Below are 26,213 nucleotides of genomic sequence, written 5' to 3'. Positions count from 1 at the left end.
ATTGTAAAAGAAAACCACATCAATTGCACTAAGAGATCCCCAGGTTTGACTGAGCGAAAGGAGTAAAGCCATGCAACGTATTTTTCCCTTCTCACGTACTTATAATTTTCGCGAACTCGGCGGCTATCCGACCCAAGACGGCCGTCAAATCCGCTGGCATAAAATTTTACGTTCGGGATATTTAACGGAACTTACTTCAAGTGAACTTCAACAATTAAAAGCATACGGCTTACGTTATGTGGTAGATTTACGGTCTGATTATGAACAGCAGAGTTGGCCCGATCCGACGCCCAATTTTTTAACCATCTATTCACTACCATTGTATCCTGCTGAGGGCAATGGGGCGCGACTCTATCAGACCTTGCCACCTAGCGATCAATATCACGATCTCGGTCAAATTTATCAACAAGCGGTTTTAGATCGGCACTCCCAAAAGGTGTTCCGTCAATTTTTCCAAATCTTATTAGCCAACGATCAACCGAATCAGTCACTGGTTTTTCACTGTGCCGCCGGTAAAGACCGAACCGGGATTTTAGCCATTCTGTTTTTGTTATTAATGAAAGTGCCTGTCAACTACATTATTCAAGATTATTTATTAACCAACTTAATGTATCAAAAAGACGTTGATTTGCGAGCTTTGGATAATCCGCAAGATACCACCATTCAAGCAATGAATTTTACCCGTGCTGAACAAACCGCAGTGCCGGCTATTCAAAGGGCAATTACGGATATTTATGGCAGCTGGACGAATTTTCAACAACAAATTTTAAACTTGTCAACCAGTGATTATCAACGCTTGCAAGACTTGTATACAATCCGACCGCAAAACTAAGCCTCGTTTAATCGCCGAAAGTTAGTGACTGCCCTGATAACTGGTATAGTTGACAATCAACCTGTAAGGTTTGATCACTGGTTAGACTAATTTGGGGATTGCCTTGAAAATAAAAACGTTCTGAAAACACTACTTGACCATCATTCACAAAAATTTCTACTGTACTTTGATCAATAAAAATCTGTAACCGCAGAAACTTATCAGTCGCGATCTTTGTAGAATTACTATGAGGGCGATCAGAGCGCCGTACACTGACGCTTTGTTGCGCATGGAGATACTCGAAAACCAGTTGGTTTTTTGTAACCCGATCTGTAAAAATCAATTGAAAAATTTGCCCATCCCACTGTGCTAAAAAGAAGTATAAGTTCATTTCTAAATACGTAACACTATCGCACAAAATCTTGGGCGTGTGAATTTGATAGATTTGTTGTTGCAAAAGCCGTTCACGTAAAGTTTGACATTCGCGAACTGGGCGCATGACTAAGTGATTATGTTCCCAGATTAATTCTCTGGGCAAGGACAAAACCCCCTCCCAGCCCTTATCATTTTCCTGCAATTGATCAAAATCCTCACCACCTAAAGCGGCAATAGTCACTAACCGACCATCGGGAGCTTGAAAAATTTGGGAAGCAAATAAATCGTGCCCATAATCTAAGCGCTGCCAAACCTGCCCACTAAAATAAGGGCGATCATAGTCTAAGTCACCGGCCAAATAATAAATTCCCTGCGGATCAAAATTAGAAGTGGAAACCTGTCGCTGTGTCATTGTTACTAAAACTATATCGTGCCCGTTAATATGAAAAAATTCCAAGAAGTTACATGGTTGCAGCAGGGGACGTTCTAAAATCGGACCTAAATAATTCCAATAAGTCAAACTATAGGAAGTATATAAAACTACTTGTTCATCTTGGCCATTGTCTTGACTAATCATTAACAGATAATATTGTCCATCATGTTCCCAAATCTTGGCCGCCTTGGTTTCAGTAAAGTGACTGACCGGAAGCATATTAATGACCGGATTTTGTAAATATTTATTAAAATTTAAACCGTCTTTACTGTAAGCCAGATTTTGACTAGGAAGAATCTGAAAGTCAGATTGTGCTTGGAGTCCTAAATATAAAATATATAAAACTCCATCTTTAATTAGCGCACTGCCAGCTAGGCAGCCAGCTTGGTCAGTTATGGAATCTGGTTGTAAAGCTGGTTTTAATAATTGCCAATGAATGAGATCTCGACTCCGGGCATGACCCCAAACATTGGGTATGGTCGAAGTTACTTGGGGACTATTATATAGAAAGAAGACATGAAAAAAATTTTTAAAATAGATTGAACCGCTGGGAACTGTTAACCGCCCACTAGGAGCCATTAAATGATAGCCGCAGCGATAGCGTTGATCACTGATATTTAACCAAACTTGTTCATTCATAGTTCCTCCGTGCAACCTTTTTTAGCCCCCTAAATATATGTTTTATTGTAATCTTCATAAAGTAAACTTCAATTAAATACACTTGCAGCGCTGCCGAGGCTTTTTGCTCAATTCATTGGCTCTGCCGCAAATTTTGCGCCGCTATTCAATCCCCACTTCGTTAGTTTAATCTTATTGTAACTATTAGTTTGCACAATTAGGAGCTTGTCTGTCATCAACGTTTTGGGCCATCGACTACCCCGAAATCGTGTCTGCTTTGATATTTGCAAGACACGTTTGAGTTTATAAAGAATCTGCACTACAATTTTTAGATTAGTAATTAATTGTCAAAATATTCGAGAAAAAGCCTTGACAAGTTTCCTTTCTGATTTTATGATAGCCATAATTAAAAATTGCTAAGAACAGATGAGTAAGTGGGGCTAAAGTTGACAGAGAGTCGCAGGTGCTGAGAAGCGATACTTTAAAGACACTGAATATGGTCTGGGAGCAAATCAAATAATGAACTGAAAGTAAATTATTTGCGGGGTAACGCTCGATATTGCGTTCAAGTATAGCTTGTACAGTGTACTTGTAAAGGTTAATTTCGTGAGAAATTAACGAATTTTTGGGTGGTACCACGCGTCAGCGTCCCTATTCACAGTTTTTATTGTGATTAGGGGCGCTTTTTTTATTCTCATTGAGAGAATTTGAGGGAGGAAAAATTAGTATGACAAATCATTTTACAGTCCGCCAACATTCACCATTTCGCTATGACATTGTAGGCAGCTTTTTACGGCCAGAGTCGTTAAAACAGGCCCGAACTCAATTTCAAGCTGGTCAAATTAACCAAGACCAATTAAAGTCCGTCGAAGATCAATGTATTATTGATTTACTACAGCAAGAAGAACAAGTCGGACTGCACGCGGTCACTGACGGTGAATTTCGGCGGAGTTGGTGGCATCTGGACTTCTTTTGGGGATTAAATGGCGTCACTAAACACAGTGCACCCAATGGTTATCAATTTCATGATGAAACAACCCGCGCAGAGACTGCGACCTTAACAGGAAAGATTAATGGTCAGCAGCATCCCTTTATTCAACATTTTCAATTTGTCCAAGATCACGTTCATGAACAAACCCAAGTCAAGCAAACCATTCCCGCTCCGAGTCAATTTTGGGCGGAATTACAGCGTCCGGAAAATCAAGCCGCGGTGCACCAATTTTATGCAGATACTGACAGTTTGCTCACGGATATTGCCCAAGCTTATCAACAAGTGATCCAGGATTTATATGATGCAGGTTGTCGTACTTTACAATTAGATGATTGTACCTGGGGGGCACTCGCCGATTGGCAAACTCATCCAGAACACGTTGCCTACGGGATTGACCCGCAAAACTTGGCGGACCTCAAACAAACCTACCTCCAATTAAATAATGCCGCCATTTCCCAAGCTCCGCAAGATTTAGTCATTAATACCCATATTTGTCGGGGCAATTATCACTCCACTTGGGCCAATAGTGGCGGTTATGACAGTGTGGCGGATCCATTATTTACTGATGAAAATGTCCAGGCCTATTATTTAGAATATGACTCTGAGCGCGCAGGCAGCTTTGAACCCTTGCAACAAGTAGCGCCCAATAAATTAGTAGTTTTAGGATTAGTCACCAGTAAATCCGGAACTTTGGAAGACAAAGCAACTATTATTCAACGGATACATGAAGCCAGTCAATACGTGGATCTCGATCGTTTAGCAGTGAGTCCGCAATGTGGTTTTGCCTCTACCGAAGAAGGTAATATTTTAACTGCAGAACAGCAATGGCAAAAAATTAAACTACTCAAAGAAATTGCCCAGGAGGTTTGGACTGATGAAAATTAACAAAAAATTTCTGACTTTATTGCTACTAGTGGGCGCCACTTTCTTTTTCTTTAATCAACCAGCTTCCGCCCGCACCGTTACCGTAGGCGTCGAAGGTGGATCCGATGAGCAAATCTGGCACCATATTGCCCAGTCACCGCAAGCCAAAAAAGCCCATGTCAAAATCAAAATTAAAGAAATTACAGACAGCTTGCAATTAAACAAAGCAACCTATGAAAAAGTAGTCGATTATAATGCCTTCCAATCCTACGGTTATTTAGAAGCTTATAATCAAGACAATCGCAATAATCAGTTAATAGCTATCGGTACTACGTATTTGGAACCGATGGGCTTGTATTCTAAAAAGTATCATAGTTTGAAAAAATTACCCGCGAACTCTAAAATCGCGATTCCTCAAGATCCGGCGAATCTGACTCGAGGTCTGAAATTATTAAATACTGCGGGCTTAATCAGCGTCAAACATCCAAAGTCTAATAAAATAACCCTGACTGACATTCAAAAGAATCCTAAACATCTTAAATTCTATCAAATTGATGGTGCGACTGGCCCGCGGGTGCTTAAAGACGTCGCGGCTGCCCTGATCGCCAATACGGTCGCCCAAGAAGGCGGGTTAAATGTGTTCCACGATACAATTACCCGCGAAAAGCTCAACCAAACCACTAAAAAGAACGTTAATGTTTTAGTCGGTAACCGGACTTCGGCAAAATATCCCGAAGCTAAAAAGTTAATAAAACTGTATCACAATGCTGCCATTCAGCGTTATATTAAAAGTAGTTTCCACAACACTAAAATTGCTGTGCACAAACCTGTTAGTTCATTAAAATAGTAAAGGAGTTTTTTAAAATGGCTAAAGTTGAAAGTTTTGAATTAGATCATACTAAAGTTAAAGCACCTTATGTCCGTCTGATTACTGTTGAAACAGGAGCTAACGGCGATAAAATTTCCAATTATGATTTACGTTTAGTGCAACCCAATGCTAACGCAATTCCTACAGCTGGTTTGCATACCATCGAGCATTTGTTAGCTGGTTTATTGCGGGATCGGCTAACCGGAGTTATTGACTGCTCACCTTTTGGCTGCCGCACCGGTTTTCATTTAATTACCTGGGGTGAACATTCTACTACGGAGGTCGCCCAAGCTTTGAAGGATTCGCTTACCGAAATTCGTGACCATATTCAATGGGAAGATGTTCAAGGTACAACCATCGAAAGTTGCGGTAACTACCGCGATCATTCGCTCTTCTCTGCTAAAGAATGGTGTAAAAAAATTCTCGAAGAAGGTATCAGCGACCAACCATTTGAACGCCACGTTATTTAAAAGTTGACGTAACACTTAAAAAGGGTCTGCTTGTAATAGCAGACCCTTTTTGAATGCTGTCGCTTAGTCTTTTTAATTCTCCTCAGCTGCTGCGGATTTTTGCACCAACGCATTTAACTGAAAAGCTTCTTGTAAATCTTTAGTTTTAACGGCACTTTGGATACCCCATTCGTAAAACACTAGAGCACTTATAATCACCACTACTTGATCCCACGGATAGATCAGCCAATTGATGCCTCCAAAATGGCGGCTACCCAAATAAGAAATCACGGACAGCACAAATAAATAGACGATCATCCATAGTGCAGCTCGAAAATTGACTTTGAACCCCACAAAATGCTGCTTTTGCTCATAAAATAAATATAATGGCAAACCTAATAAAATAATCCCGATGACTTCAATCGTGGTGGGCCACAAAGACCAATAAATGGCTAGCGACGTTAAGACAAAAGCGAGCGGTGCGATCACCTTCAAGGCTTTGAGTTTGATCGGGCGATATAACTGGGGTCCTAATTTACGCAAAGATACCGCCGTGACGGGTCCCATTAAATAAGCAATTAAAGTTGCGGCAGATAAGACCGTCGTCAAAAGCGACCATGACCGAAAGAAGAAGACCATCACAATACTCAAACAAGCATTAACCACCATCGCTGCCCGAGGCAAGCGATATTTGGAACTAATATGGCCAACAAATTTAGGTAAATGCTGATTGCTCTCCATAGCTGCTAAAGCGCGTGAAGCTGAAGCAACGAAGGAAACTCCGGTCCCAAAGGGTGAGACAAAGGCATCAATATATAACAAAATAGCCAGCCAGTTAATGCCTAAAACAATCGCCAAATCGGCAAAAGGCGACTCAAAATTTAAATGCTGCCAACCCTGAGCCAAAGCACTATGTGGCATTGCGGTAATAAAAGCACTTTGTAAAAAAATATAGATAATACCCGAAATTAATAATGACAGGACAATACCCTTGCCAATATATTTTTCAGGTTTTTCGATTTCACTACCCATATTAATAATGGTTTGAAAAGCATTAAAAGAAAAAATAATTCCTGCCGAAGAAGTTGCAGCTAACACCGGAGCCGTTCCGTAAGGGAAAAATTGATGCATATTGGTGCCATAATTCGACGGATGAAAACTGGCAAAAGTAATCACTAGAATAGTTAAGATTGGCAAGCCAATTTTGAAAAAGGAAATCAATGACGTAAAATTGGCCATCAGTGTCACTGACCAATAATTAATTAACGTAAAAATGATAATGATTAAAATTACCACTAAGAGACCAGCATTGGTAATAACACCGTGTGCTAAAAAGCCGCGTGCAAAGCGGGCCCAACTCCACGGCCAATTACTCATGTATTGTACCGTGGCTACTGCTTCAATGGGAATAATGGTAATCAATGATATCCAATTCGACCAGGCGGCGATAAATCCTAATAAAGATCCATGGGAATATTGGGCGTACTTGCTCATTCCTCCTGACTCTGGGAACATGGTACCAATTTCAATGTAATTATACGCAATTAAAAAAATAATCAATCCGCCGATAATCCATGATAAAATTGCGGCCGGACCAGCCATTTTTGAGGCTTCCCACGATCCAAATAGCCACCCGGAGCCGATTAACGAACTTAAAGCTATCATGACAATCGAAAAAAGACTCATCTTTTTTTTATTTTTCAATTATCTCCACCCTAACTTTGTTTTACATTATTGTATTGACTTGATAATGCAATGAATTGTCCTTGCTAACACCTGCTTTTGAGAGCTTTCATGGCACAAACAGATTTACCGCGTTCGCATCATCATTTTCTTTATCCATTCCGTTAGTCAATACTATTTGCACAATTGTAACTACTTCAATGTGCGCTGTGGTCCTGAACCCACTACAACGAAAACTCCTATCTGGTGCATCTTTTTTGATTTGTTACAAAGCAATTATCAATGACCACCACAGTTTTCAGTTTTGCACTGGCTTTCGATTCTAGTTCTGAAAGAATGGTTTCCTTTGGAAAATCTTTATGTTAGAATCGGATGTGGGAGCGGATGGGTTCTGGTGTTCCCTCTGGTCTTCAAAACCAGTATGAGGAGTTGAAAGCTTCTTGGGTGGGTTCAATTCCCACACGTTCCCGCCATTGACAATCAAACTTCTTGTTTATCAAGAAGATTAAAAATCTCTTCCGGAAATTATACTTTCGTCTGATTTCTGAAGCAAAAAACGACTAATGATTAGTCGTTTTTTTATTTGATTGTCAAGCTTCACCCAAAAATTAAATTAATCACAAGTAATACCAAAATAATTTATTGTTAAATATAAAAAGTGCTCCAAAAATTGTTATATTACCAATTAATTGGAACACTTTCACGTTGTTGCAAACTACTAACTAATTTTTAATACCCACATTGCAGTGCTGTGAAGTTAGTCATCGTACATTGGTAGTATACAAGATGTTTATTGATCATTTTCCGGTAACATATGCCGCATAATGCGTTCACCTGTAGCCCGGCGCGCAAAATCGGTTGTATGAACAACCGGCAAATTCAACTTAGGAGCAATTCCCATTACCGTATTGGTACAATCCGTACAATTACCAACTAATAAAGTATCAGCACCATCAGCGCGTAATTTTAAGACTTTTTCCGCTTGACCCGGACAGATACCCGGATTAATACATTTAGCATGACCTGTTTTTTCATTAACTACTGCATTTTTACACCATTCGACACCCACAACTTCGGCATCCATGGAAGCAGCGATCTCTTTCATACGCTCCGGTGTAGCACTGCAGGCACAAGCCAATAAACCAACTTTTTTACCCTTTAAGCTTGGAAATGGAATTGTCGCAATAATTCCTCCGGAAGTTTTAGTAATCGGAGCGGCAATATCCGTACGGCTTCCAGTAAAAGGACCACCCATAATTAATTCCCCATATTGGGCCATGTTGGGATAATCCTCTAAAATGTTGCCAACCATCGTCCCAATCGGAACATCCTTTTTTACTTCTACAACCTCATTATCTCCATGCAACCGACCAGCCACTGTAATATCTTTAGAAATGACTGGTTTGCGATCTTCGATGGCTTCTGCTACACGAAAGACGGTTTCGACATTAGTGACAATCGCATTCGCCGCATAAGGCAAGTCGTCAGTTTTTAGTAATTTATGCAATTTAGAATCACGAATAATCGCGCGCTCCTCACCTTCCGGGTACCGATTCAACATTAATTCCAAAGAAATATCATCATGTCCCCGAATAGCTTCTTCTAAAAGTGCCACAGCATTGGTATGTTTACGTTTAATAGCAATGGCCACATCTTTGGCGCCCACGATTTCTTTAACATATTCAATGCCCCGAATGATTTTTTCAGCATCAGTAATAATCCGTGAAATATTATGGCCTAAAATCGGTTCACACTCCGCGGCATTAATAAATAAATGACCATCCGGAATTTGTTGCGCATATTTGTTATACGCAGGGAACCCAGCTCCCCCACAACCGACAATTCCGGCTTCTTTAATTGCCTCTAAATTAGAAAGCTCGGCCGGGATTTTAACGTAATCGTAAGTTTGTTGGTCGGAAGCCTTAATTTCAATTACCTTATCGGTAACGTTAGTCACTTCCCCATCTACACTAGCATGCAATTTAGCACCTAGTCCTTGAGGAACAGCAATTGCCTGACCACATCTGACACTGTCACCCACATTCACTGTGGGTTTATCAGGTCCACCCACACTTTGCTTTAAGGGTAATTTAATTAAAGTCAAAATATACTTCCCTTCTTCAGGGAGAACACACATAGCAACTATATTATATCATTTTCTATAGTAAAAAGAATCACTATTAAACTCAATTAAGTAGAAAAAATTACTCCTAAAATAAAAGTAATCAGAATGGTAGCAAAACCAGTAATGTTATTTCGGAACAAGGTTTTGAGGGTAGAAATATTGGTATTATAAGTACTAATAATTGCATTTAACGATAAAGATAAGCTCATAGCCACCACGGTATTCATAATGCGAAACCGCGGAAGGGAAAAAGTAATCGCCAGCAACGGGATTAACGAGCCAAAAATAAAAGAGGTAAAGGACATACAAGCTGCGTGTAAGGGCATCAGTAAATCACTGCTTTTTAATTTCACGGGACAGTCCTGACAGCGGCTGAGATCTTTTTGTTCCTCAATCGTTTTTAATTGCAGATCACGCTGTGTACTCACTGACATCCATTCACCGCCAGCCATCGAACAAGCACCGGCCAGCATTCCCGAAACGCCACTAATAAATAACGCCTGCGAACCCAAATTAGCGCCGGTCACTCCTAAAACTATGCCCGAGACAGAAATAATTCCATCATTGGCGCCTAAAATACTGGCTCGCAAAGTATTTAAATAATCCCAAAAGTAGGGACTTTTTTTATCGCTGATTTTAAGTATTTTATTCAACATTGATCTATCCTCATTAATCGTCAACCCAGGCCTGGTTGAAACAGCTGCCTTATCCGTGAATCCCCAAAAATAGTTTGGCGTAGCGGCTCATTTTATCAGTAGTCCAAACCGGCTCCCAGACTAAATTAATCTCACATTCGTCAATCCCATCCAAAGCAGTGACTTTGGCAATAATTTCTTGCGATAACCAGTCGCTCAATGGACAGCCCATAATCGTTAATGTCATCGTAATTAAGCATTTGGCATCATGGCAACTGATATTATAGATAAGACCTAAATTAACAATATCAATGCCCAACTCCGGATCAATTACTTTTTCCAATTGACCTAAAACATCATCTTCTAATAATTCATCTTTTGAAATTTTCTTCATGTCCATGAGCTCCCTTGTCTGCCATAATTTCTTTAAAAGTTTGTGCAATTTGTAACAAATTAGTGTCGGATAATGTCCGGACATCAAGTTGAATCGTATTATCCTTCACTCGTGTAATAATCGGGGGAGCTGCTTGTCGCAGCTTGGTATCTAATTGTGTTACAGATAAGCTTTTTGGCTGTACTTCTACAAGAAAAGTCGGCAGCTGCAAATCGGGAAAAGTTCCCCCGCCAACCGCGGAAAATCCCTCACACAGCTGAGTAGTTAAATGCGGGATTGGGGCCAGTAGTTTTTGCAGTTTGTGAGCTTTGGCCAACAACAATTCGGAACTACTGGTTAACATTTGTAAAGTCGGAATGGCTTGCCAGACATCTGCTCCCTGCTGATAAATGCGCAACGTCGCTTCTAAAGCCGCTAAAGTCAGTTTATCAATCCGCAAAGCCCTTAATAGTTGGTTTTGTTTTAGTTGATCAATATACTTCTTTTGACCCACAATAATGCCTGCTTGGGGTCCTCCTAATAGCTTATCACCGGAAAAAGCCACTAAATCGCTATTTTGCACCACTTGAGCCACCGTGGGTTCCGACTCGATCCCCGCAGCTTTCAAATCGACCATTAAACCGCTGCCCAGATCTGTAATGAGCGGCAAACCCTTAGACCGTGCCAACTGCAGCAATTGGTCCTCGGCCACAGTCTCTGTAAAGCCTACGATCTTATAGTTACTGGTATGAACTTTTAAAATGGCCCCCGTTTGTTCATTAATAGCTCTTTGATAATCACTTAAGCGGGTCTTATTCGTTGTTCCCACTTCGGTTAAGTGTCCCTGGATACTGGTAATAATCTCCGGAATGCGAAACGAGCCCCCGATCTCAACTAATTCGCCCCGAGAAACAATAACCTCTCGATCCTGCGCCAGGGTAGCCAAAATTAACATTACCGCTGCGGCATTATTATTAACCACCAGCGCTGCTGGGGCCTTCGTAAGCTGCGTTAATAGTTTTTCAACATGATCATAGCGACTGCCTCGAGCTTTGGCAGACACGTTATACTCTAAATTAGAATAATTAAAAGCAATGGCCTGCAATTCTTGTTGCACCGCTGGTGCTAAAACCGCCCGTCCCAAATTAGTATGTAAAATAATTCCGGTAGCATTAATCACCGCCGTTAACGAAGCCGCAGTCTGTTGGGTGACTTGCTCTTTGACTTTTTTTACCAGCACTTGAGGATCCAGTTCTACTTTAGCATTGATACTAATTTTGTTACGTTGTTTTGCAATCACTTGCTGGACATTTTCTTTAATGAATTGCATATTATAAGTTTGTGCTAATTGTTGAATCTGCTCATCTTGTAAAAGATCATTCACCGCCGGTAGTTGCCGCAATAAATCCTGATTTACCATTTCTAAGCATCACCTTCTTGATATTGCTGGGTAATTTGCGTTAACGCCGCCAAGGCAGCTTGCACATCTGCTTCAGTATTAAAACTGGAAAACGAAAAACGTACCTGGCCTTGTTCTTGGGTCCGAAAAGCTTGATGAGCCAAGGGTGCACAATGAGCGCCTGCACGGGTCGCAATATCATATTGCTGAGCTAAAAGATCACTCAGTTCCGCGGAATTTAAATTACCAATATTTAAACTGACTGTTCCCACGCGCTGGCAATATAAATCACCATATACTTGAACCTGCGGCAACTGAGTTACTCCTGCAATAAATTCGTTCACTAATTGCACCGTACGGTTACCTAAAGTCGTAACTCCTTTGTTCAAGACATATTGGATCCCTGCAGCTAACCCCGCAATCCCCGGTACATTTAATGTTCCGGCTTCCAGACGTTCAGGTAAAGCTGCCGGTTGCTCGTGATTAAAAGAATCAATGCCGCTACCACCAGCCAATAAGGGGGTAATGGGTAATTCCTTATTGAAACAAATACCCCCGGTGCCTTGTGGTCCATACAAAGATTTATGACCCGTAAAACAAAGTACATCAATTCCTTGGCGTTGCAGATCCAACGGAAGCACTCCCGCCGTCTGCGCCGCATCTACCACGAATAACAAATGATGTTGTTGACAAAAATGAGCAATAAACTCCAAATCCAGCACTTCACCGGTCACATTGGAAGCATGAGTACAAACGACCATCTTGGTATTCGGACGTAATAGTTGCGTAAATTGCGCATAATCCAAGCTTTGTTTCGCATTGAGACCCACAAAATCCGCTGCTACGCCCCACTTGTGCAACGCATAAATTGGCCGTAAAACCGAATTATGATCCAAGACAGTCGCAATTACATGATCACCCGGGTGCAGTAATCCCTTAATCGCTAAGTTTAAAGCCGTCGTGGCATTATTGGTAAAAGCTACTAAAGCGGAATCCCTCAAATGAAATAATTGTTGGACTAATTGGCGGGTTTGATAAACAATTTTAAAAGCATTAAGCGCAGCTGTATGCGCGCCACGGGAAGGATTACCATAGGCTTGACTATTAATTACGTCTGCCACACTTTGCCCCACCGCTGCCGGTTTTATTAACGTTGTCGCTGCATTATCTAAATAAATCATTTATTAATCACTGATTTCTTTAAAATTCGTTTATTTTGCCAACGTTCGGTAATTTGATCTTTATCCATTCTTTCTAAAACCAACATGGCATATTTACGACTGGAATGAGTTAAATCCCGATAATCCGCCAAACTCATCGTGTGATGGCGTTGTAAAAAGTCCACGACCTGTGCGACTAGTTGTTGATAGACAGCTTGATCCATAACCGTTGTATTATCTAATAGGACCACACTATCTCCGATCATGGCATTTAAAACCTCTTGGCCATTAGGCTGGTGTGCGATTAACTCCGCTATCGCAGGTGGTTTACTGCCCGCCGCTTTTAACTTAGCTTGAATCGTGGCTTGCACTTGTTGGTCTTGGGAGTTAATTTGCGGCTGAAAGTTAACTAAATGATAGCAGCCTTTAGTTACGGCTAGAGCCTGTTGTTGTTTTAGGTATTGAAAAATTAAATGGGTTGCTTTAGCCCCCACATCCTTAGTCCAGCGCGAAGTCAAAATCGAAACGGGTATCCCCCAACGCAAAGGAAATTGTTGGTGATAATGATTCAATTGCGTTTGAATTTGTTGCCCCGCTTGCGCAACGTTTTGTGCTACTAATAATTCACCAGCTAATGCAATCAAATCTTTTGTTTGAACCAGCTGCTGCACTGCTTTTTGAATCTCAGTACTGGATTCATTAAAAGCTATTGCTCCCGCCGCCGGATCAAACCAATACAGGGACTGTCCAAGACAATAGTCTAGCAATATCGCGGGTAATTGACCTTGCGAGCGAATTTTTAAAGTGTTGAGCATCGCGGCATCATATCTCTTACGTGTAGGGGGTGCGCCATCTAAAATCTGTCCCCCGCCCAAGGTCGTGATCGGTGAGTAAGAGCGAATAATAAAATAATCGCCATATTTAATCGTCACCGGTTTTTCCAAGCGAATTTGCACGTTTGCTGTGGCATGCGCTGGGATCTGTTCTGAACCTAAAGGGTAAAGGCGTCCCATCACTTCCATCGAACCTACATACACCCGCACCCGAGTATTTAATTTTAAAACGGACTGCGGTAACGCTAACGTAGTTAATTGTGCATTAAATTCTTTCGTCACCTGGACACTATCCGCGGTGGCAAGCACATCGCCCCGACGAATTTCATCATGGGGAAGGGTTAAATTTAAAGCCGTTCTTTGTCCGGGTAAAGCAATATCGGTGGCGTAATCGTAGGTGCGAATATTTTTGACTTGGGTAGTCTTTTGGGTGGGATAAAGGCAGATGTTATCCCCCGTGTGTATTGGGCCTTCCAATAAAGTACCAGTGACCACCGTACCAAAGCCCTTCATGGTGAAACTGCGATCGATATTCATCCGCGCCTGGCCTGTATTTTTTCGCGGCGGGATATGATTGACCAGCTGTTGAATCACTTGTACTAAATGTTCCATGCCATAATTACTAACGGCATCTGTTTGAACCATTGGTGCCGCGGCTAACACCGGATCGGCGGCAAAAGTGGTCCGGATATCTTCAACAGCCAATTCAACCATGTCTGCATCAACTGTCTGGACCTTGGTTAAGACAATAATAAAATTAGTAATTCCTAACAACCGTAAAATCTGTGCATGTTCTCTGGTTTGCGGCATGACACCTTCATTGACATCTACGACCAACAACACCAAATCAATGCCGGATAAACCAGATAACATATTCTTTAAAAATTTTTCGTGTCCGGGTACATCAACAATGCCCACCCGTTGATGATTAGGTAATTGAAAAAAAGTAAACCCTAGATTAATCGTCAGTCCGCGCTGCTTTTCTTCCTTGGTCGTGTCAGTATCTACACCTGTGAGGCTTTTAATGAGTGTGGTTTTTCCATGATCTACATGCCCCGCGGTGGCAATTACGACTTGATCCACTGAACTATCCTCTAACTTCATTTTTAATTAACTGATATTGTGAATGTAATCCATCTTTATGGACTTGATATAAAGCCCGGTAAGTGACCTGTTGCTGTTGCAAAAGCCTGGTAATTTGGGCCAGATCCGCCAAATCAAAATAAATACTTAAACCACAACCGGCACTTAAATTGCCCGGAGTAGTTAACATCCGATTTTTGAGCTGTGCTTGCTCGAATAAAGTTTGCGTTTGAATGGCAGCATGGGTTGAATCAAACACCACCAGTCCAAAATCATTTCCCATTACACAATGCTCCTCAACTACGGCCGCACTACCCGCTGGGCAGTACGCATTAATTCTAGGATGTGATAAAGATTAGTAATTTCCCCTACTTGCAGTTGTCCTTTAACGTTGTAGTAATCTACACAAGTACCGCAAGCTAAGATTTGAACCCCCAGGCTGGCTAATTTCTTTAAATCCGGAACTGACTCCGAATCTGCCAGTAATAATTTAATGCCGCCATTATAAAATAAGACATATTGTGGTAAGACATCTTGTTCTGTCAGCGAATAGATAAAGCTCTTGATTAAAATCTTGCCTAATTGATCATCCCCATGTCCCATAACGTTGGTGCCAATAGCGACAATATAACCATCGGATAAGCGAATATTATTAACCAGTGCCGGCTCAATTTTTTGGACCGTGGATTCCTCAGCAGTCTGCGTGACTGACATCATATTTGTAATTGACGAACCGTTATAATCAGCCGCTGAAGCTGCTTTAGAAGTAGTTTTTTTAATAGTTACTTTAGTGACTCCGGAACCTAAATCTTCTTTAGCAAAGTCATATTGCAATTGTTGAGCCATTTTTTCTAGATTTTCTGCGGCTTCTTCATCATCAACTTCTACTGCAATTTCCGAATTACTCCGTAATGCTTTTTTAGCTTTAATAATCGGTGTGGGACATGCCAAACCTTTGGCATCAATTGTTTCCATCTTAAAATCTCCTTTATTTTTTTATCAATTACTGTATTTACTAAGCAACAACAATCGTGGCTGGATCGGCAGCCGGTTTGGCCTGGATGCGGCCAATTTGCTGTACTGGCACTTGATGGGCCTTCATGTCGGCCATGATTTGGGGTGCTTCAGTTTCTTGGACACTCATCAACAAACCGCCCGAAGTCTGCGGATCAAAGACTATTTCTTCCAGTGCATAGTCCTCAAAAGTAAAGTGAATCTTGTCTCCTAAAAACTTCCGATTTCTTTGTCCGCCAGCAGTAATTAAAAATTGCTCGGCACACGAATATGCTGCTGGAATAATCGGCAGTTGTTCTGCCTCCAAAACGGCTTGCAAATTGGAACCTTGCAACATTTCGGATAAATGTCCTGCTAGGCCAAAGCCAGTTACATCCGTGCACCCGCTGACGTGATATTGCCGCATAATTTCAGAGGCAGTTTGGTTTAACATCGTCATCGAATCCACCGCCTCGGCAAAAGCAGCATTACTTACTGCATGGGCTTGATAAGAAGAAGTGATAATTCCCACGCCTAATTTCTTGGTGAGTAACAAAACATCATGCTCCTGCACAGAATTATTTTTAACGATGTTTTGCGGATTAATCCGGCCCGTGACCGCCAAACCATATTTGGGTAAGCGGTCGTGAATCGAATGTCCACCTGCAATCACGCCTCCGGCTTCATTTACCTTTTCTTGACCGCCACGTAAAATCTGTTTCAAAATATCTAGATTCCCTTTTTCAGGAAAACAAACAATATTTAAGGCTAATAAAACATCCCCTCCCATAGCAAAAACATCACTTAAAGCATTCGTTGCTGCAATTTGGCCGAATAAATAAGGATCCGTGACCATCGATGGGAAAAAATCCAACGTTTGAATCATGGCTAAATCATCAGCAACTTGGTAAACCGCAGCATCATCAGTAGAATCAAAACCGACTAATAAATGTGGATCAGTTTGTGCTTGGGGTAGATCCGCTAAAATTTGGGATAAATCACCCGGGCCAATTTTGGCATTGCAACCTCCACAGACAAAAAGTTGCAAATCATTTTTGGTGCCCTCTTTTTCCATAAGCATTCTCCTTACAAGCTAAGATCTTTAACATATGTATCAGTATTAGGGATTTTAGTCCCTAATACTTTTATCAAAAGAACCCTTCCCTTCTAGTCTAAACCGACTAACTATCAGAACTAATGATTGCACTAATCCTTTATCAGGCATGAACCTTTTTGGTTTTGTGCAAACCTTGATAGAGCATTGTAGCTGCAGTGTAAGCAATAACAATGATCACTAACCAGGTCAACACTTTAATATCTAAGCTTTTGACGAATTTAACGGCGATATACACCCCAATAATTCCCCCAACAGTAATTCCAATGGTAGCTGTGCGATTGTATTCACCTTTACGAATAAATTCCCGACTAGCGACGGGCATTAACGCAGCACAAGAAGCCATCATGATAGGAAAGGCCGCAATCGGCGTTAAACCTAATAAATAAATCATCGCCATACATGGTGCATACAGCCCAATGCCAGCAGTCATTAAAGCTCCTAAAATCAAATTGCCGACGATTCCGACTACTAATTTCCAACCAGTTAAAGCAATGGCTTTGTTACCATTACCTAAAGCTGCTAGGAAACCCGTATTTTGTAGAATCATCAAAATCGCAGTAATGACTAACGCGGAGCCCATAATAATTTGAATTTTTCTTTCGTCCACCTTAGACATATATTTGGACCCAAAAAACGAGCCAATAGCTGAGGCGACCACTAATGAAATGAGCGTCACGCCTCCGACTTTCACCGAAGTAATGAACAAAAAGGCTTCAAATAACACAGGGATGGAACAAGAAATATTTAAAGTGCCAGGAAGTAATTTATCTGATTTTAAAAACTTCGTTAATTTTAAAAACATTGTCGTGGGCGCATAACTACCAATGCCTAAAGTATCAAAAAAATTAACGATAAATCCAATGACTCCGGCCACATAAATATTGCCATCTTTTATCTTGGATCTATTGCGAACTAGATCACCAACCCACAAAACAGTGAAGTAGATTGCTAACACTGCTAATAGTAATTGGAGGACCGTTTTACTAGACATGCTACTTCACCTCTTTATTTTAATGTGAACCCTCCGGATAAAGAATCCTTAGGATCAAACAAAAAGGTGTTAAATCCAGTAATATACGCCGACCCGGTAATTTCAGGAGTGATCGCTGCCAAACCACCAATCGAAGTTTCTTCTACAACCCGACCCACGAATTTGGTATTCAAAATACTCTCATAAACAAATTTCTCGTTCATACCAATCTGATGCTTAGCATATAATGTGGCTAATTTAGCACTGGTGCCCGTGCCACAAGGTGAGCGATCAACTTCACCATCACCAAAGACGACGACATTTTGCAACGTTGCATCTTCAGATTGGGGTTGACCATACATTTCTACTAAATCAATCGTATGAATGTAATCCATGGTTGGATGTTGGACCTCAATTTGTTCATTAGCCGCCTTTAAAACTTTCATCCCAACATCAGCTAATTGTTGACTATTTTGACGATCAATCGTCACACCTAAATCGGCGGCCTTAACAATCGCAAAGAAACTGCCGCCAAAAGAAACGTCAACGGTTACTTGACCAATATCTGGTACTGTTATGGCCACATCTTGCTTGTATAAGAAGGCCGGTACATTTTTAAAGGACACACTGGAAACATGATACGGCGTATCCAAATGTGCAGTGGCATGAATGATCCCTGCGGGAGCTTCTAAAACCACATCTTTTTCCCGATCATCTGCGCTCACATCTACCATGCCGGTTTCCACAATCGCAGTTACAGCGGCAATCGTATTGTGCCCGCACATGTTTAAATAGCCGCCAGTATCCATAAAAATAATGCCAAAATCTGCTTCTTCACTCACTGCCGGAATTAAGAAAGCCCCAAACATTTCCTTATGTCCGCGCGGTTCCAACATTAAAGATTTACGCAAATCATCTTTGTAATCAATTAAATACTGCTTTTTTTCGGCAATTGTTTTTCCCTTTAGCTTAGGAATACCTCCAGTAATTAGACGTGCTGCTTCACCGGCAGTATGTGTATCAATTCCTGAAAGCATACGTGAAAAATTCAATAACCTTACCTCCAATTCTCATGACTAGCAGATCAAAACCCATGATTAGTCTACTTTTTGCTGATCTGCTCGCATCTTTAATTTCAACAGCCCTAATGCTTTTTGCGCATCTCGAGCGTCCAAATTATTTTCTCCTAGCACAGTAGTCTCGGTTCCACTGGCGGATTTATTAATATCTAGAACAAATGGCGTGTATTCATTAGTAACTACAAAAGTTGCTTGTTTACCAATAAATTTCAAACCTACGATGGAGATATTTTCCTGACCGATACATTCCATAGTGTGCATAAAATCGACATCAGAATTGCCCCATCCATCGGCTGATAAAACAGCACCATTTGTCCGCATGGCTTTTAACCATTTTGCCACTCGTTGACCGACGAGATTTTTTAAAACATTATCTTGAGGTGTACCAACTACAATAACTCCTTGAAAGTCAATATCTGGATCATTACCAAATACTCTCACCAAAGGATCTTTAAAGTGGTGCATCGTTGTTTCTTTAGTAGAAGGACCAACTCCCATATTCTTTTTCCTCCGTCACTTAAACTAAAGCATGAATAGCGCCATCACGATATTCATTCGGAGTTAATAAGACCGGGAAATTATTGAGATCAATGATCGAAATACCGCCTTTAATTCCGTTAGGCTCTTGTGGAAATAAGATATTGTCATACATTGTTCCTTGACCGGAAACTTGCTTAATAACCACGACCTTAGGTTTGCCAGGGTGCACTGTATTCGAATATTCATGATTATAATCAGCGTATCGACCATTAGTCTTTTTTAAGATCTCCCTGATCGGCTGTAAATAATCGTCAGCATAGGAAAATACGGTAGTCATCATTTGCCGATCCATTACGACCTGGCTTTTTAAAACGACATTAAACATGATAATAAAATCGTTTTCATCAGGGGTTCCATCTTTATTCAGCATCATTTGCTTACTTAAAGTACCGTCTGAAGAGCCAAAATCATGAATTTGCTTTCCGTTCTCATTCGATCCGGTGATAATCATACTAACGCCCGTCAGTGTATGCGTAACCCCCGTGCCTAGCGTTCCTAAAACTTTTGTAGAAATGGGAACTACATCCATAATTGAATCCGTGGCTACATCTAAGTGATGCGGATGGATAATTGTGACGTTTACTTTTCGAAAAGTTTCAGGAATTGTCTCTGGCGTAATTTGTGGGATTACCAGCTTGTGCTCGGAAAGAGAATAACTAGGCCCAAATTGAACATCTTTTATCACGAATTCTTTGATTTTCAAAGTTTCATCGGCCATAGCATCAACCTTTTTTCAATTAAATAATTAGCCTTTAACTCTCACACAAGCTTTAAATTTGAGCGATATATTCATACGGTAACGGAACAATTTTCCCGGGTTGATCCAATTTTTCAAATTGCAACAACGTATCTTTTAAGATCCCGGTTTGCATTTCAACGTTGTTTGGTTCACCTGCATTGGCACCCATCGGTACTCGAGGAGCAACAGCCCGCGGAGTCCCTTGTTGACGCACCACTGGAGGTAAAGCTGCGATAATAATTGTTGGAATACCAACAGATTCAATAGCTCGCTGCACGATCACGGCAGTTCTATGACAGGTACCTCAACCAGCAGTCATTACAACAGCATCAACATGCTCTTGTAATAGTTTTTGAGCAATTTCCGGACCGGTTTTTTCCGTAAAGACTTTGACGTTACCGCCACCGCCCATGCAAGTATACATTTTGGGTGCTACGGCTTTGATGAAACCCGCTTTGGCTAGTTCACGGAGACGATCAATGGGAAACATACAATTAATATCCCGATTGACATCGGTATTATCGTAGCCCCCATGAGAAACCATCATGTCACTGGTTTTCGCATCTCCGGGAACTACCCGATAAGTAGTATCACCCGCTAGATTAAACGGTTTATCTTTCTTCAAGTGCACACCTGCGGCGGTTACAATTGCCACTGTCATATCTTTGAGCGGCTTTGTAACAGGTGCCCAGACAGGCTTAGGAGTAATGGGTACAAAGACTTCAGATTGTAACCCATCAATCTTTTTGAGACTCATCTGTATTTTCTCCTTTTTTAAAATTACGTTTGGATTTAGCTTGAATGGCGCGCATGCGTTGATGATAAGCTGCAAGAGCACTGACATATTTTTCATTAGGTTGTTCTTCGAGAACTTCCGGATAGGACATTAAAAAGGCCACTTCTTGTCCTACTTGCAGCTCATATTGGGTAATCACTAAACGCTTGGGTACTTCCAAACGTCCCATGCGCCCTTTCAAATCAATTACGACGCTGGATCCAGTTACTTCAATAATTACACCCTCCCACACGGTTTCTGTGGAAGGATAATTTAATTCGTCAAAACCGATTTTTCGAGCTGACACGCCCAACTATTCCTCCGATTTTTCGTAAATTTCGCGCCGTTTTTTACTCATTGGCAAGGACTGTTCATTGTCTACCAAATCAATTTTTTGACCAGTAGCTTTTTCAATAACTTCAATATTATTTTGCTTAACATTGGGATTCCATTGCCGTTCTGGTTTTTTGATGGTGCCCCCAGCCATTTTGGTGCTTAACATAGCTAGAGCGCGAATCGCATCTTCGCGGGATAAAGTATTATTAGATAAAATTTCATTTTCAATACCTTGGCGGGATTTATTATTGTCCACCATGGCATCCATATACTTATTTCCCGTAACTAATTGACCTTGAACAGCCGAATAAGTGACCCCAACTACGTTGACGCCACGCTTACCAATTTCTTCAATATGAAAGCCAAAATCAATGTGATTATTACCAAAGCCTTCAGTCGTGACGATAGCGCCATCTAACTGCATTGCTTCTACCATCATCCCTAGACGTTTCGAAACATAGGATTTTTGCGTATTTTCTTGTGGTGACCCAACAAGAGCAACTCCCACTAAATCAATATCTTTGTCCCGCATGGCTTCTTCTACTAACGGTTCACGCCAATAATGCCGCGTGGTCTCCTTCGAAGCGGGCCCAATGCAGGTCAAAGCATGAATGCCACCATCTAATAATTCGGTCGGTGCCAGCATAATTGGGACATTACCTAAGTCAACATTTGGTTTTGCCCCAAGAGTTCCTGCCGGTTCCACAGGCATGATTAAATTATCATGCATGGCTCCTTGGCCCATAATTTCCTTGACAATTAAAACCCGTTTTTGCCGTGGATGGCGGGTTTGAACAAAATCTTCGGAACGCGATACCAAACTATCATCAGCCTTTTTTAAAGCTTCCCGAATTTCTTCGGTAATTGTATCGGTAGCCAAATGCGCGGCTAACGGTCCTTTACGTTCCCGGTTCGTCCCCGCTTGAATAGTCAGATTAACTTTAATCATGATGTCGCCTTTATCGACAGATCCCGGACGGCCCCACATGATATTTTCATCCATCGGTCCTTCAGAAGAACCAAATTCACCAATTTGAACTCCGTTTTCATCGGTGCCGGATAAGACCATGACGACACCATCTAAGACTCTGGTTACACCTTCACCGATTTCGCCGTCTTCCTTAGTAGCGATGGGTTGGACATCCATAATGGTGTTACTATACTCATGATATTTGTCCGGCGTGATGATCTCGATGGCCATATCCTTGACAATATCTTGCGTTTTGACTGCTTCGTCACATAATTGTTGTGCATCCCGCAAAACTAAAGTTTTACCGTCAATTTTGGTCTGCTCGCCAAAAGTAACTTTCTCAATCGGAAAATACTTCTTCACTAACTTGCGAACCACTTTTTCGCTGACATCTTGGTCCGAAGTAGCTGGGGCTGGCGCTGTGGTTGCAGCGGATGCAGGGGCCGTAGTGTCTACTTGGGGTTTAGTTTTTTTTTCACCCATATTCTGAGAGACCGTGGTCAGAGCATTTAATGGAACTTGTAAGTCAATTCCTTTACCTTCACTGATCGATAAATGCAATAAATTATCTTGCACCGCAAAACTTGGACTAGGTGCTGGAGAACTAGCAGCTGTCGGTTCACTGTCGACAGCAGGTGCAGTAGAGGATGTCGCTGCTGGAGTAGGCTCTTGTGCCTTGGCTTCAGGCTCTTTTTCATGTGCCACAACCTGTACTTGATCTGGGACTAACGGAATTAAAGCATCCGTGGTTTCTTTCAACGTTCCGCCTAATGCTTCGCCAATACTCAAAACATTATCCGGAATTGTTAATAAACCTGATGCCACATAGTCATCAAATAACGTCGGATCTTCAAAATCTGCCGCTTCCAAAACTTTGCCACCGTCACGTCGACAACAAAGCACTGCCGGATCTGCTGCATGTTCTTTAGCCATTTCCGGTGAAATTGACATATAACTACCTCCTATATTGTGATTAAACGTTGCCTGGTTTATTAAGTAAATCAGCTATGTGTGCTCTCCCTTCCCTATTATTTTAATAAAGCCAGGACTAACCGTGTTCAATCAGCAATTTATTATCTAGAGGACAATTGTGAAATATATCTCTAGACACCTTAATTCTATATTTCACAATCCAGTAGATCAAGTCTTAATTCTTAACTGCTTTAACAATATTTTTCTCTTAATGCATTAGCCGCAGCGCATAACTGTTGGATTTTTTGTTCAATAATTGGATAACTATTTAGAGGACAACTAGAAAAAGTAGCGAAACCACAATCCGGATTCAACCAAATTCTTTCTGGCGGCAAATAATCTAAAACCGGCTGCACGGCTTGGACAATGGATTCTTTGGTTTCAATGACTTGATTGCGCGGGTTAATCACTCCTAAGCCCAAAGTTATTTTGTCTTCTAAACTATTATTCTTAAATAAAGATTTAATTTCTCCGGCTCTAGGTGTAGAAAATTCCAAAGCTAATACTTGCACATCCAAAGAATCGAAGAAGCGAGAGAGTTTATCATAAGACCCCGACAATAAAGCAGCATCATTTTGGGTCCAATTCCCCCGGCAAACGTGAACGGAACTTATCGTGTCACTAGCATTAATAATATCTAAAATAGGTTGCATCAAATCATGTGCAAAGTTTAATTCTCGGTCAACCTTGACCTTCGATGATAAAACGCCTCAGTAAAAAGAGTCCGATTTTTGATCTTGATTGAAAACTACATCAGACAAAATGGGTTCATCCATTTGAATGATATCCACGCCGGCAGCAATCAACCGTCGTACCTCATTGGACAACAATTGCACGACATCTTGGCCTAATTCTTGTCGATCTTCATAGATTTCACCAGTAATTTCTTCCAGCCACATGGTTCGGGTCAATAAATAGGGACTAGGAATAGTGACTTTGATAGGCTTTTTGGTTAACGTTTGTAAGGCTTGTACTTCTTGATCTTCTAAATGTGCGTTAACATCAATCCGTTGTGTCACTACCGGATTATTCATCTGGGCATTGGTGACATCAGATTCTTCCAAAGATTTTTCAAAATTAACCTTGTCACTAATGTATTGTGATATTTCCGCTAGCGATTTGAGTTCAATCCCCGGCACTTTATCTGCCACAAAGGACATATAATTATCCCGACCTAATTCACCATCCACGATAATGTCTAATCCTGCATCAGTTTGCAGCTGCACCACTTTTTGAGTTTCCTGTAAAAGGATTTGGTCATACTCTTGGTGACTAATTTTTTTTTGTGCTAAATCGGCCTTGGCTGTTGCTACTGCTTGGCTACGCGGCATACTGCCGATTAAAGCCGTCGCAAAAGGTTGAAACTTAGTTTTCATAAGTACCTCCTCTAACTCCATGTTCATAAAATAAAAGACTAGCTAATCAATCCAGCTAGTCTTGGGCTAATCATCTTTAGTCATAATTTATGGCGTAACAATATTTTGACTATTGGCCAAAATATCCACCACTTCATCCATGGTAGTGATTCCGCCAACGACAATTTTTTTGCTCAATTCATAGTAATCGACACAAATGCCACAAGACAAAACTTTAACTCCTGCATCGACTAAGGTCTGCAAATCTTCAATTACTTCTGAGCCCTTGGCTGCCAGCTTAACCCCGGTGCCGTACATAATAACATTCTGCGGCTTTTCTTCCCTTTGAGCCACAGTATGTATAAAAGCATTCATTAAATTCTCGGTCAGCGCTTTATCGCCCGTTCCCATTTCAGTAGTTTTGAGCAAAACATCATAAGCCATCTTGATTACCTCCACAAAATTGATTACATTGTTCAATGTAGCACAAACTCTCGGCAAAATCCATACTAAATAAATTAAGTAAAGATTAGTTAACCTGTGTCAAAACTAAACTGTTTGCATTTAGCTAAACAAAGCTGAGTTTTATTTTGGAAATAAGTAATCTTTAAGCTGACAATTAATTCAGCAATTTAATGACCTTTAACGTAAGAAAAGCTTATTTATTCTCCCCAAAAATGGTCCCTACATTTTGCTTTTGGGCTTGTTGCACAATCCGGGCGGCCACCAAGGTATCCAAAGCCGCGGTACCGACAGTTTTGAAAACTGTAATGTCCTTTTCATTTTGCCGTCCCGGTAACGTTTGATTAATAATCTGTCCTAATTCGCCCGTGATGGCTTGCCGTGTCAGAGTCTGAGCTTGTAAAGGTTGAATAATATCTCCTGCTTCTGCCAAAACTCCATCCACCGTATCACAAATAATGCTTTGAGCTCTTTGTAAAACACTCACTGGTAATTCACACATCTGGGGCGTGTAAGCGCCCACTCCATTAATATGTGTACCGGGCTGAACGAGATTTCCATCAAAAGTTGGTTGCTTAGCAGTAGTTACCGTGGTAATCAAGCCTACTTGAGCCACTACTTGATTCGGATCGTCCACAACAATTAAATGCGTTGGAAATTGGTGCGCAAACTTAACGCTCGCTTGGCGACAAAAGTTATATGCCCGGTCCACATCCCGATCAAAAATATAAACTTCCTGTAACGAACGCACGGTTAGCATAGCCTCTAATTGACTCATGGCTTGTCCCCCAGCGCCAATTAATAATGCCTTTTGCACGTGGGAATTGGCTAACAATTGGGTCGCCGCTCCTTGAACTGCTCCTGTCCGCAATTGCGTTAAAAAAGTGCCATCTAACAATGCACTAACTTGGCCGGTTTGAGGATCTAAAGTCACCATCGTGGCCGGCACACTGGGTAAATGCAATTGGGGATTATTCGGATACACCGAAACAATTTTTAAACCTAAAGCCGGCTGCGCCCCTTGAATATACCCCGGCATATACAGACTTTGCCCCTGGTATTCAGGAATATCAATATTCGTCCGTAAAGGAATCTTCGCTTTTTGAGCACTATAAAGCGCTAATGCCTCTTTATCGGCTTCAATGGCTGCCGTCATGGGAAATAGAGTTTGAATATCGGTTGCTGATAAATATCGCATAATTAAG

27 protein-coding genes and 1 tRNA gene are annotated in these 26,213 nt (G+C 41.2%); 5 read left to right on the top strand and 23 right to left on the bottom strand.

The genetic code is table 11. From position 1 onward, the window contains the following. Nucleotides 1–70: 70 nt before the first annotated feature. Nucleotides 71–832: a tyrosine-protein phosphatase gene (locus tag JG30_RS00775; protein ID WP_046315338.1), complete on the top strand. Its 762-nt coding sequence runs from the start codon at nucleotides 71–73 to the stop codon at nucleotides 830–832. A gap of 7 nt (nucleotides 833–839) precedes the next feature. Here JG30_RS00775 and JG30_RS00770 read toward each other — a convergent pair whose 3' ends face one another. Beyond that, nucleotides 840–2,258 (bottom strand): glycoside hydrolase family 32 protein, encoded by a 1,419-nt coding sequence (locus JG30_RS00770; RefSeq protein WP_046315336.1) that lies wholly within the window; start codon nucleotides 2,256–2,258, stop codon nucleotides 840–842. Between the two features lie 706 nt (nucleotides 2,259–2,964). Here JG30_RS00770 and JG30_RS00765 point away from each other — a divergent pair. The 3 genes from JG30_RS00765 to JG30_RS00755 are packed head-to-tail and all read left to right on the top strand — an operon-like array spanning nucleotide 2,965 to nucleotide 5,430. Next, nucleotides 2,965–4,113, top strand: a complete 1,149-nt coding sequence (locus JG30_RS00765; protein ID WP_046315334.1) for a 5-methyltetrahydropteroyltriglutamate--homocysteine S-methyltransferase — start codon at nucleotides 2,965–2,967, stop codon at nucleotides 4,111–4,113. Further along, on the top strand, nucleotides 4,103–4,939 hold the full coding sequence (locus JG30_RS00760) for a MetQ/NlpA family ABC transporter substrate-binding protein (RefSeq protein ID WP_046315332.1): 837 nt from the start codon (nucleotides 4,103–4,105) through the stop codon (nucleotides 4,937–4,939). The genes JG30_RS00765 and JG30_RS00760 overlap by 11 nt, the downstream gene beginning before the upstream one ends. A gap of 17 nt (nucleotides 4,940–4,956) precedes the next feature. After that, a complete protein-coding gene (locus tag JG30_RS00755) occupies nucleotides 4,957–5,430 on the top strand; it encodes an S-ribosylhomocysteine lyase (RefSeq protein WP_046315330.1) in 474 nt (157 codons plus the stop codon). A gap of 72 nt (nucleotides 5,431–5,502) precedes the next feature. Here the strand turns inward: JG30_RS00755 and JG30_RS00750 are convergent, their stop codons facing one another. Further along, complete coding sequence (locus tag JG30_RS00750; protein ID WP_084616688.1) at nucleotides 5,503–7,095, bottom strand: APC family permease; 1,593 nt, start codon at nucleotides 7,093–7,095, stop codon at nucleotides 5,503–5,505. 373 nt (nucleotides 7,096–7,468) lie between these two features. Here JG30_RS00750 and JG30_RS09015 point away from each other — a divergent pair. Next, nucleotides 7,469–7,565: transfer RNA gene (locus JG30_RS09015), tRNA-Sec, on the top strand. 317 nt (nucleotides 7,566–7,882) lie between these two features. Here JG30_RS09015 and prdC read toward each other — a convergent pair. The 21 genes from prdC to JG30_RS00645 form a co-directional block, all read right to left on the bottom strand. After that, nucleotides 7,883–9,196, bottom strand: a complete 1,314-nt coding sequence (gene prdC, locus JG30_RS00745) for a proline reductase-associated electron transfer protein PrdC (RefSeq protein WP_052725141.1) — start codon at nucleotides 9,194–9,196, stop codon at nucleotides 7,883–7,885. Between the two features lie 86 nt (nucleotides 9,197–9,282). Continuing rightward, nucleotides 9,283–9,873: a VIT1/CCC1 transporter family protein gene (locus JG30_RS00740; RefSeq protein WP_046315326.1), complete on the bottom strand. Its 591-nt coding sequence runs from the start codon at nucleotides 9,871–9,873 to the stop codon at nucleotides 9,283–9,285. Between the two features lie 49 nt (nucleotides 9,874–9,922). Next, the gene (locus JG30_RS00735) at nucleotides 9,923–10,246 is read right to left on the bottom strand and encodes a metal-sulfur cluster assembly factor (RefSeq protein WP_143443868.1); all 324 of its coding nucleotides are present in this window, start codon (nucleotides 10,244–10,246) and stop codon (nucleotides 9,923–9,925) included. Beyond that, on the bottom strand, nucleotides 10,224–11,645 hold the full coding sequence (gene selA / locus JG30_RS00730) for an L-seryl-tRNA(Sec) selenium transferase (protein WP_046315322.1): 1,422 nt from the start codon (nucleotides 11,643–11,645) through the stop codon (nucleotides 10,224–10,226). Before selA ends, JG30_RS00735 begins: the two co-directional genes overlap by 23 nt. Before the next feature lie 2 nt (nucleotides 11,646–11,647). Further along, complete coding sequence (locus JG30_RS00725; RefSeq protein ID WP_046315320.1) at nucleotides 11,648–12,805, bottom strand: aminotransferase class V-fold PLP-dependent enzyme; 1,158 nt, start codon at nucleotides 12,803–12,805, stop codon at nucleotides 11,648–11,650. Then, nucleotides 12,802–14,700 (bottom strand): selenocysteine-specific translation elongation factor, encoded by a 1,899-nt coding sequence (gene selB, locus JG30_RS00720; RefSeq protein WP_046315319.1) that lies wholly within the window; start codon nucleotides 14,698–14,700, stop codon nucleotides 12,802–12,804. The genes JG30_RS00725 and selB overlap by 4 nt, the downstream gene beginning before the upstream one ends. A gap of 4 nt (nucleotides 14,701–14,704) precedes the next feature. Next, the gene (locus tag JG30_RS00715) at nucleotides 14,705–14,983 is read right to left on the bottom strand and encodes a putative Se/S carrier protein (protein WP_046315317.1); all 279 of its coding nucleotides are present in this window, start codon (nucleotides 14,981–14,983) and stop codon (nucleotides 14,705–14,707) included. 17 nt (nucleotides 14,984–15,000) lie between these two features. After that, complete coding sequence (gene yedF, locus JG30_RS00710) at nucleotides 15,001–15,675, bottom strand: sulfurtransferase-like selenium metabolism protein YedF (RefSeq protein WP_046315315.1); 675 nt, start codon at nucleotides 15,673–15,675, stop codon at nucleotides 15,001–15,003. Nucleotides 15,676–15,715: 40 nt separating this feature from the next. Next, on the bottom strand, nucleotides 15,716–16,768 hold the full coding sequence (gene selD, locus JG30_RS00705; protein ID WP_046315313.1) for a selenide, water dikinase SelD: 1,053 nt from the start codon (nucleotides 16,766–16,768) through the stop codon (nucleotides 15,716–15,718). Between the two features lie 142 nt (nucleotides 16,769–16,910). Further along, the gene (locus JG30_RS00700) at nucleotides 16,911–17,801 is read right to left on the bottom strand and encodes a sulfite exporter TauE/SafE family protein (protein ID WP_046315311.1); all 891 of its coding nucleotides are present in this window, start codon (nucleotides 17,799–17,801) and stop codon (nucleotides 16,911–16,913) included. A 14-nt stretch (nucleotides 17,802–17,815) separates the two neighbouring features. Next, nucleotides 17,816–18,832 (bottom strand): proline racemase family protein, encoded by a 1,017-nt coding sequence (locus JG30_RS00695; RefSeq protein ID WP_084616613.1) that lies wholly within the window; start codon nucleotides 18,830–18,832, stop codon nucleotides 17,816–17,818. A 45-nt stretch (nucleotides 18,833–18,877) separates the two neighbouring features. Then, a complete protein-coding gene (locus JG30_RS00690) occupies nucleotides 18,878–19,357 on the bottom strand; it encodes a glycine/sarcosine/betaine reductase component B subunit (protein ID WP_046315309.1) in 480 nt (159 codons plus the stop codon). 19 nt (nucleotides 19,358–19,376) lie between these two features. Beyond that, nucleotides 19,377–20,117, bottom strand: a complete 741-nt coding sequence (gene prdD / locus JG30_RS00685; RefSeq protein ID WP_046315308.1) for a proline reductase cluster protein PrdD — start codon at nucleotides 20,115–20,117, stop codon at nucleotides 19,377–19,379. Nucleotides 20,118–20,169: 52 nt separating this feature from the next. Next, complete coding sequence (locus JG30_RS09340; RefSeq protein ID WP_218837825.1) at nucleotides 20,170–20,415, bottom strand: hypothetical protein; 246 nt, start codon at nucleotides 20,413–20,415, stop codon at nucleotides 20,170–20,172. Between the two features lie 27 nt (nucleotides 20,416–20,442). After that, a complete protein-coding gene (locus JG30_RS09335; RefSeq protein WP_046315304.1) occupies nucleotides 20,443–20,895 on the bottom strand; it encodes a glycine/sarcosine/betaine reductase selenoprotein B family protein in 453 nt (150 codons plus the stop codon). Beyond that, nucleotides 20,876–21,220 (bottom strand): CBO2463/CBO2479 domain-containing protein, encoded by a 345-nt coding sequence (locus JG30_RS00670; protein ID WP_046317094.1) that lies wholly within the window; start codon nucleotides 21,218–21,220, stop codon nucleotides 20,876–20,878. Before JG30_RS00670 ends, JG30_RS09335 begins: the two co-directional genes overlap by 20 nt. A 6-nt stretch (nucleotides 21,221–21,226) precedes the next feature. Beyond that, nucleotides 21,227–23,170, bottom strand: coding sequence for a D-proline reductase (dithiol) proprotein PrdA (gene prdA, locus JG30_RS00665; RefSeq protein ID WP_046315303.1), 1,944 nt, complete (start codon nucleotides 23,168–23,170; stop codon nucleotides 21,227–21,229). Nucleotides 23,171–23,382: 212 nt separating this feature from the next. Then, a complete protein-coding gene (locus tag JG30_RS09330) occupies nucleotides 23,383–23,844 on the bottom strand; it encodes a methylcobamide--CoM methyltransferase (protein ID WP_046315301.1) in 462 nt (153 codons plus the stop codon). A 57-nt stretch (nucleotides 23,845–23,901) separates the two neighbouring features. Further along, the gene (locus JG30_RS09325) at nucleotides 23,902–24,567 is read right to left on the bottom strand and encodes a 5-methyltetrahydropteroyltriglutamate--homocysteine methyltransferase (protein WP_046315299.1); all 666 of its coding nucleotides are present in this window, start codon (nucleotides 24,565–24,567) and stop codon (nucleotides 23,902–23,904) included. Nucleotides 24,568–24,654: 87 nt separating this feature from the next. Beyond that, nucleotides 24,655–24,990 carry a sulfurtransferase-like selenium metabolism protein YedF gene (gene yedF, locus JG30_RS00650; RefSeq protein ID WP_046315297.1) on the bottom strand — a complete coding sequence of 112 codons (336 nt, stop codon included), beginning with the start codon at nucleotides 24,988–24,990 and terminating at the stop codon, nucleotides 24,655–24,657. A gap of 214 nt (nucleotides 24,991–25,204) precedes the next feature. Then, entirely contained in the window at nucleotides 25,205–26,206 is a 1,002-nt protein-coding gene (locus JG30_RS00645; RefSeq protein ID WP_046315295.1) for an ornithine cyclodeaminase, read from the bottom strand. Between the last annotated feature and the right edge of the window lie 7 nt (nucleotides 26,207–26,213).

The organism is Bombilactobacillus mellifer (genome assembly GCF_000970795.1).
Classification (GTDB): domain Bacteria; phylum Bacillota; class Bacilli; order Lactobacillales; family Lactobacillaceae; genus Bombilactobacillus; species Bombilactobacillus mellifer.
This window is presented reverse-complemented; position numbering and strand designations above follow the sequence as displayed.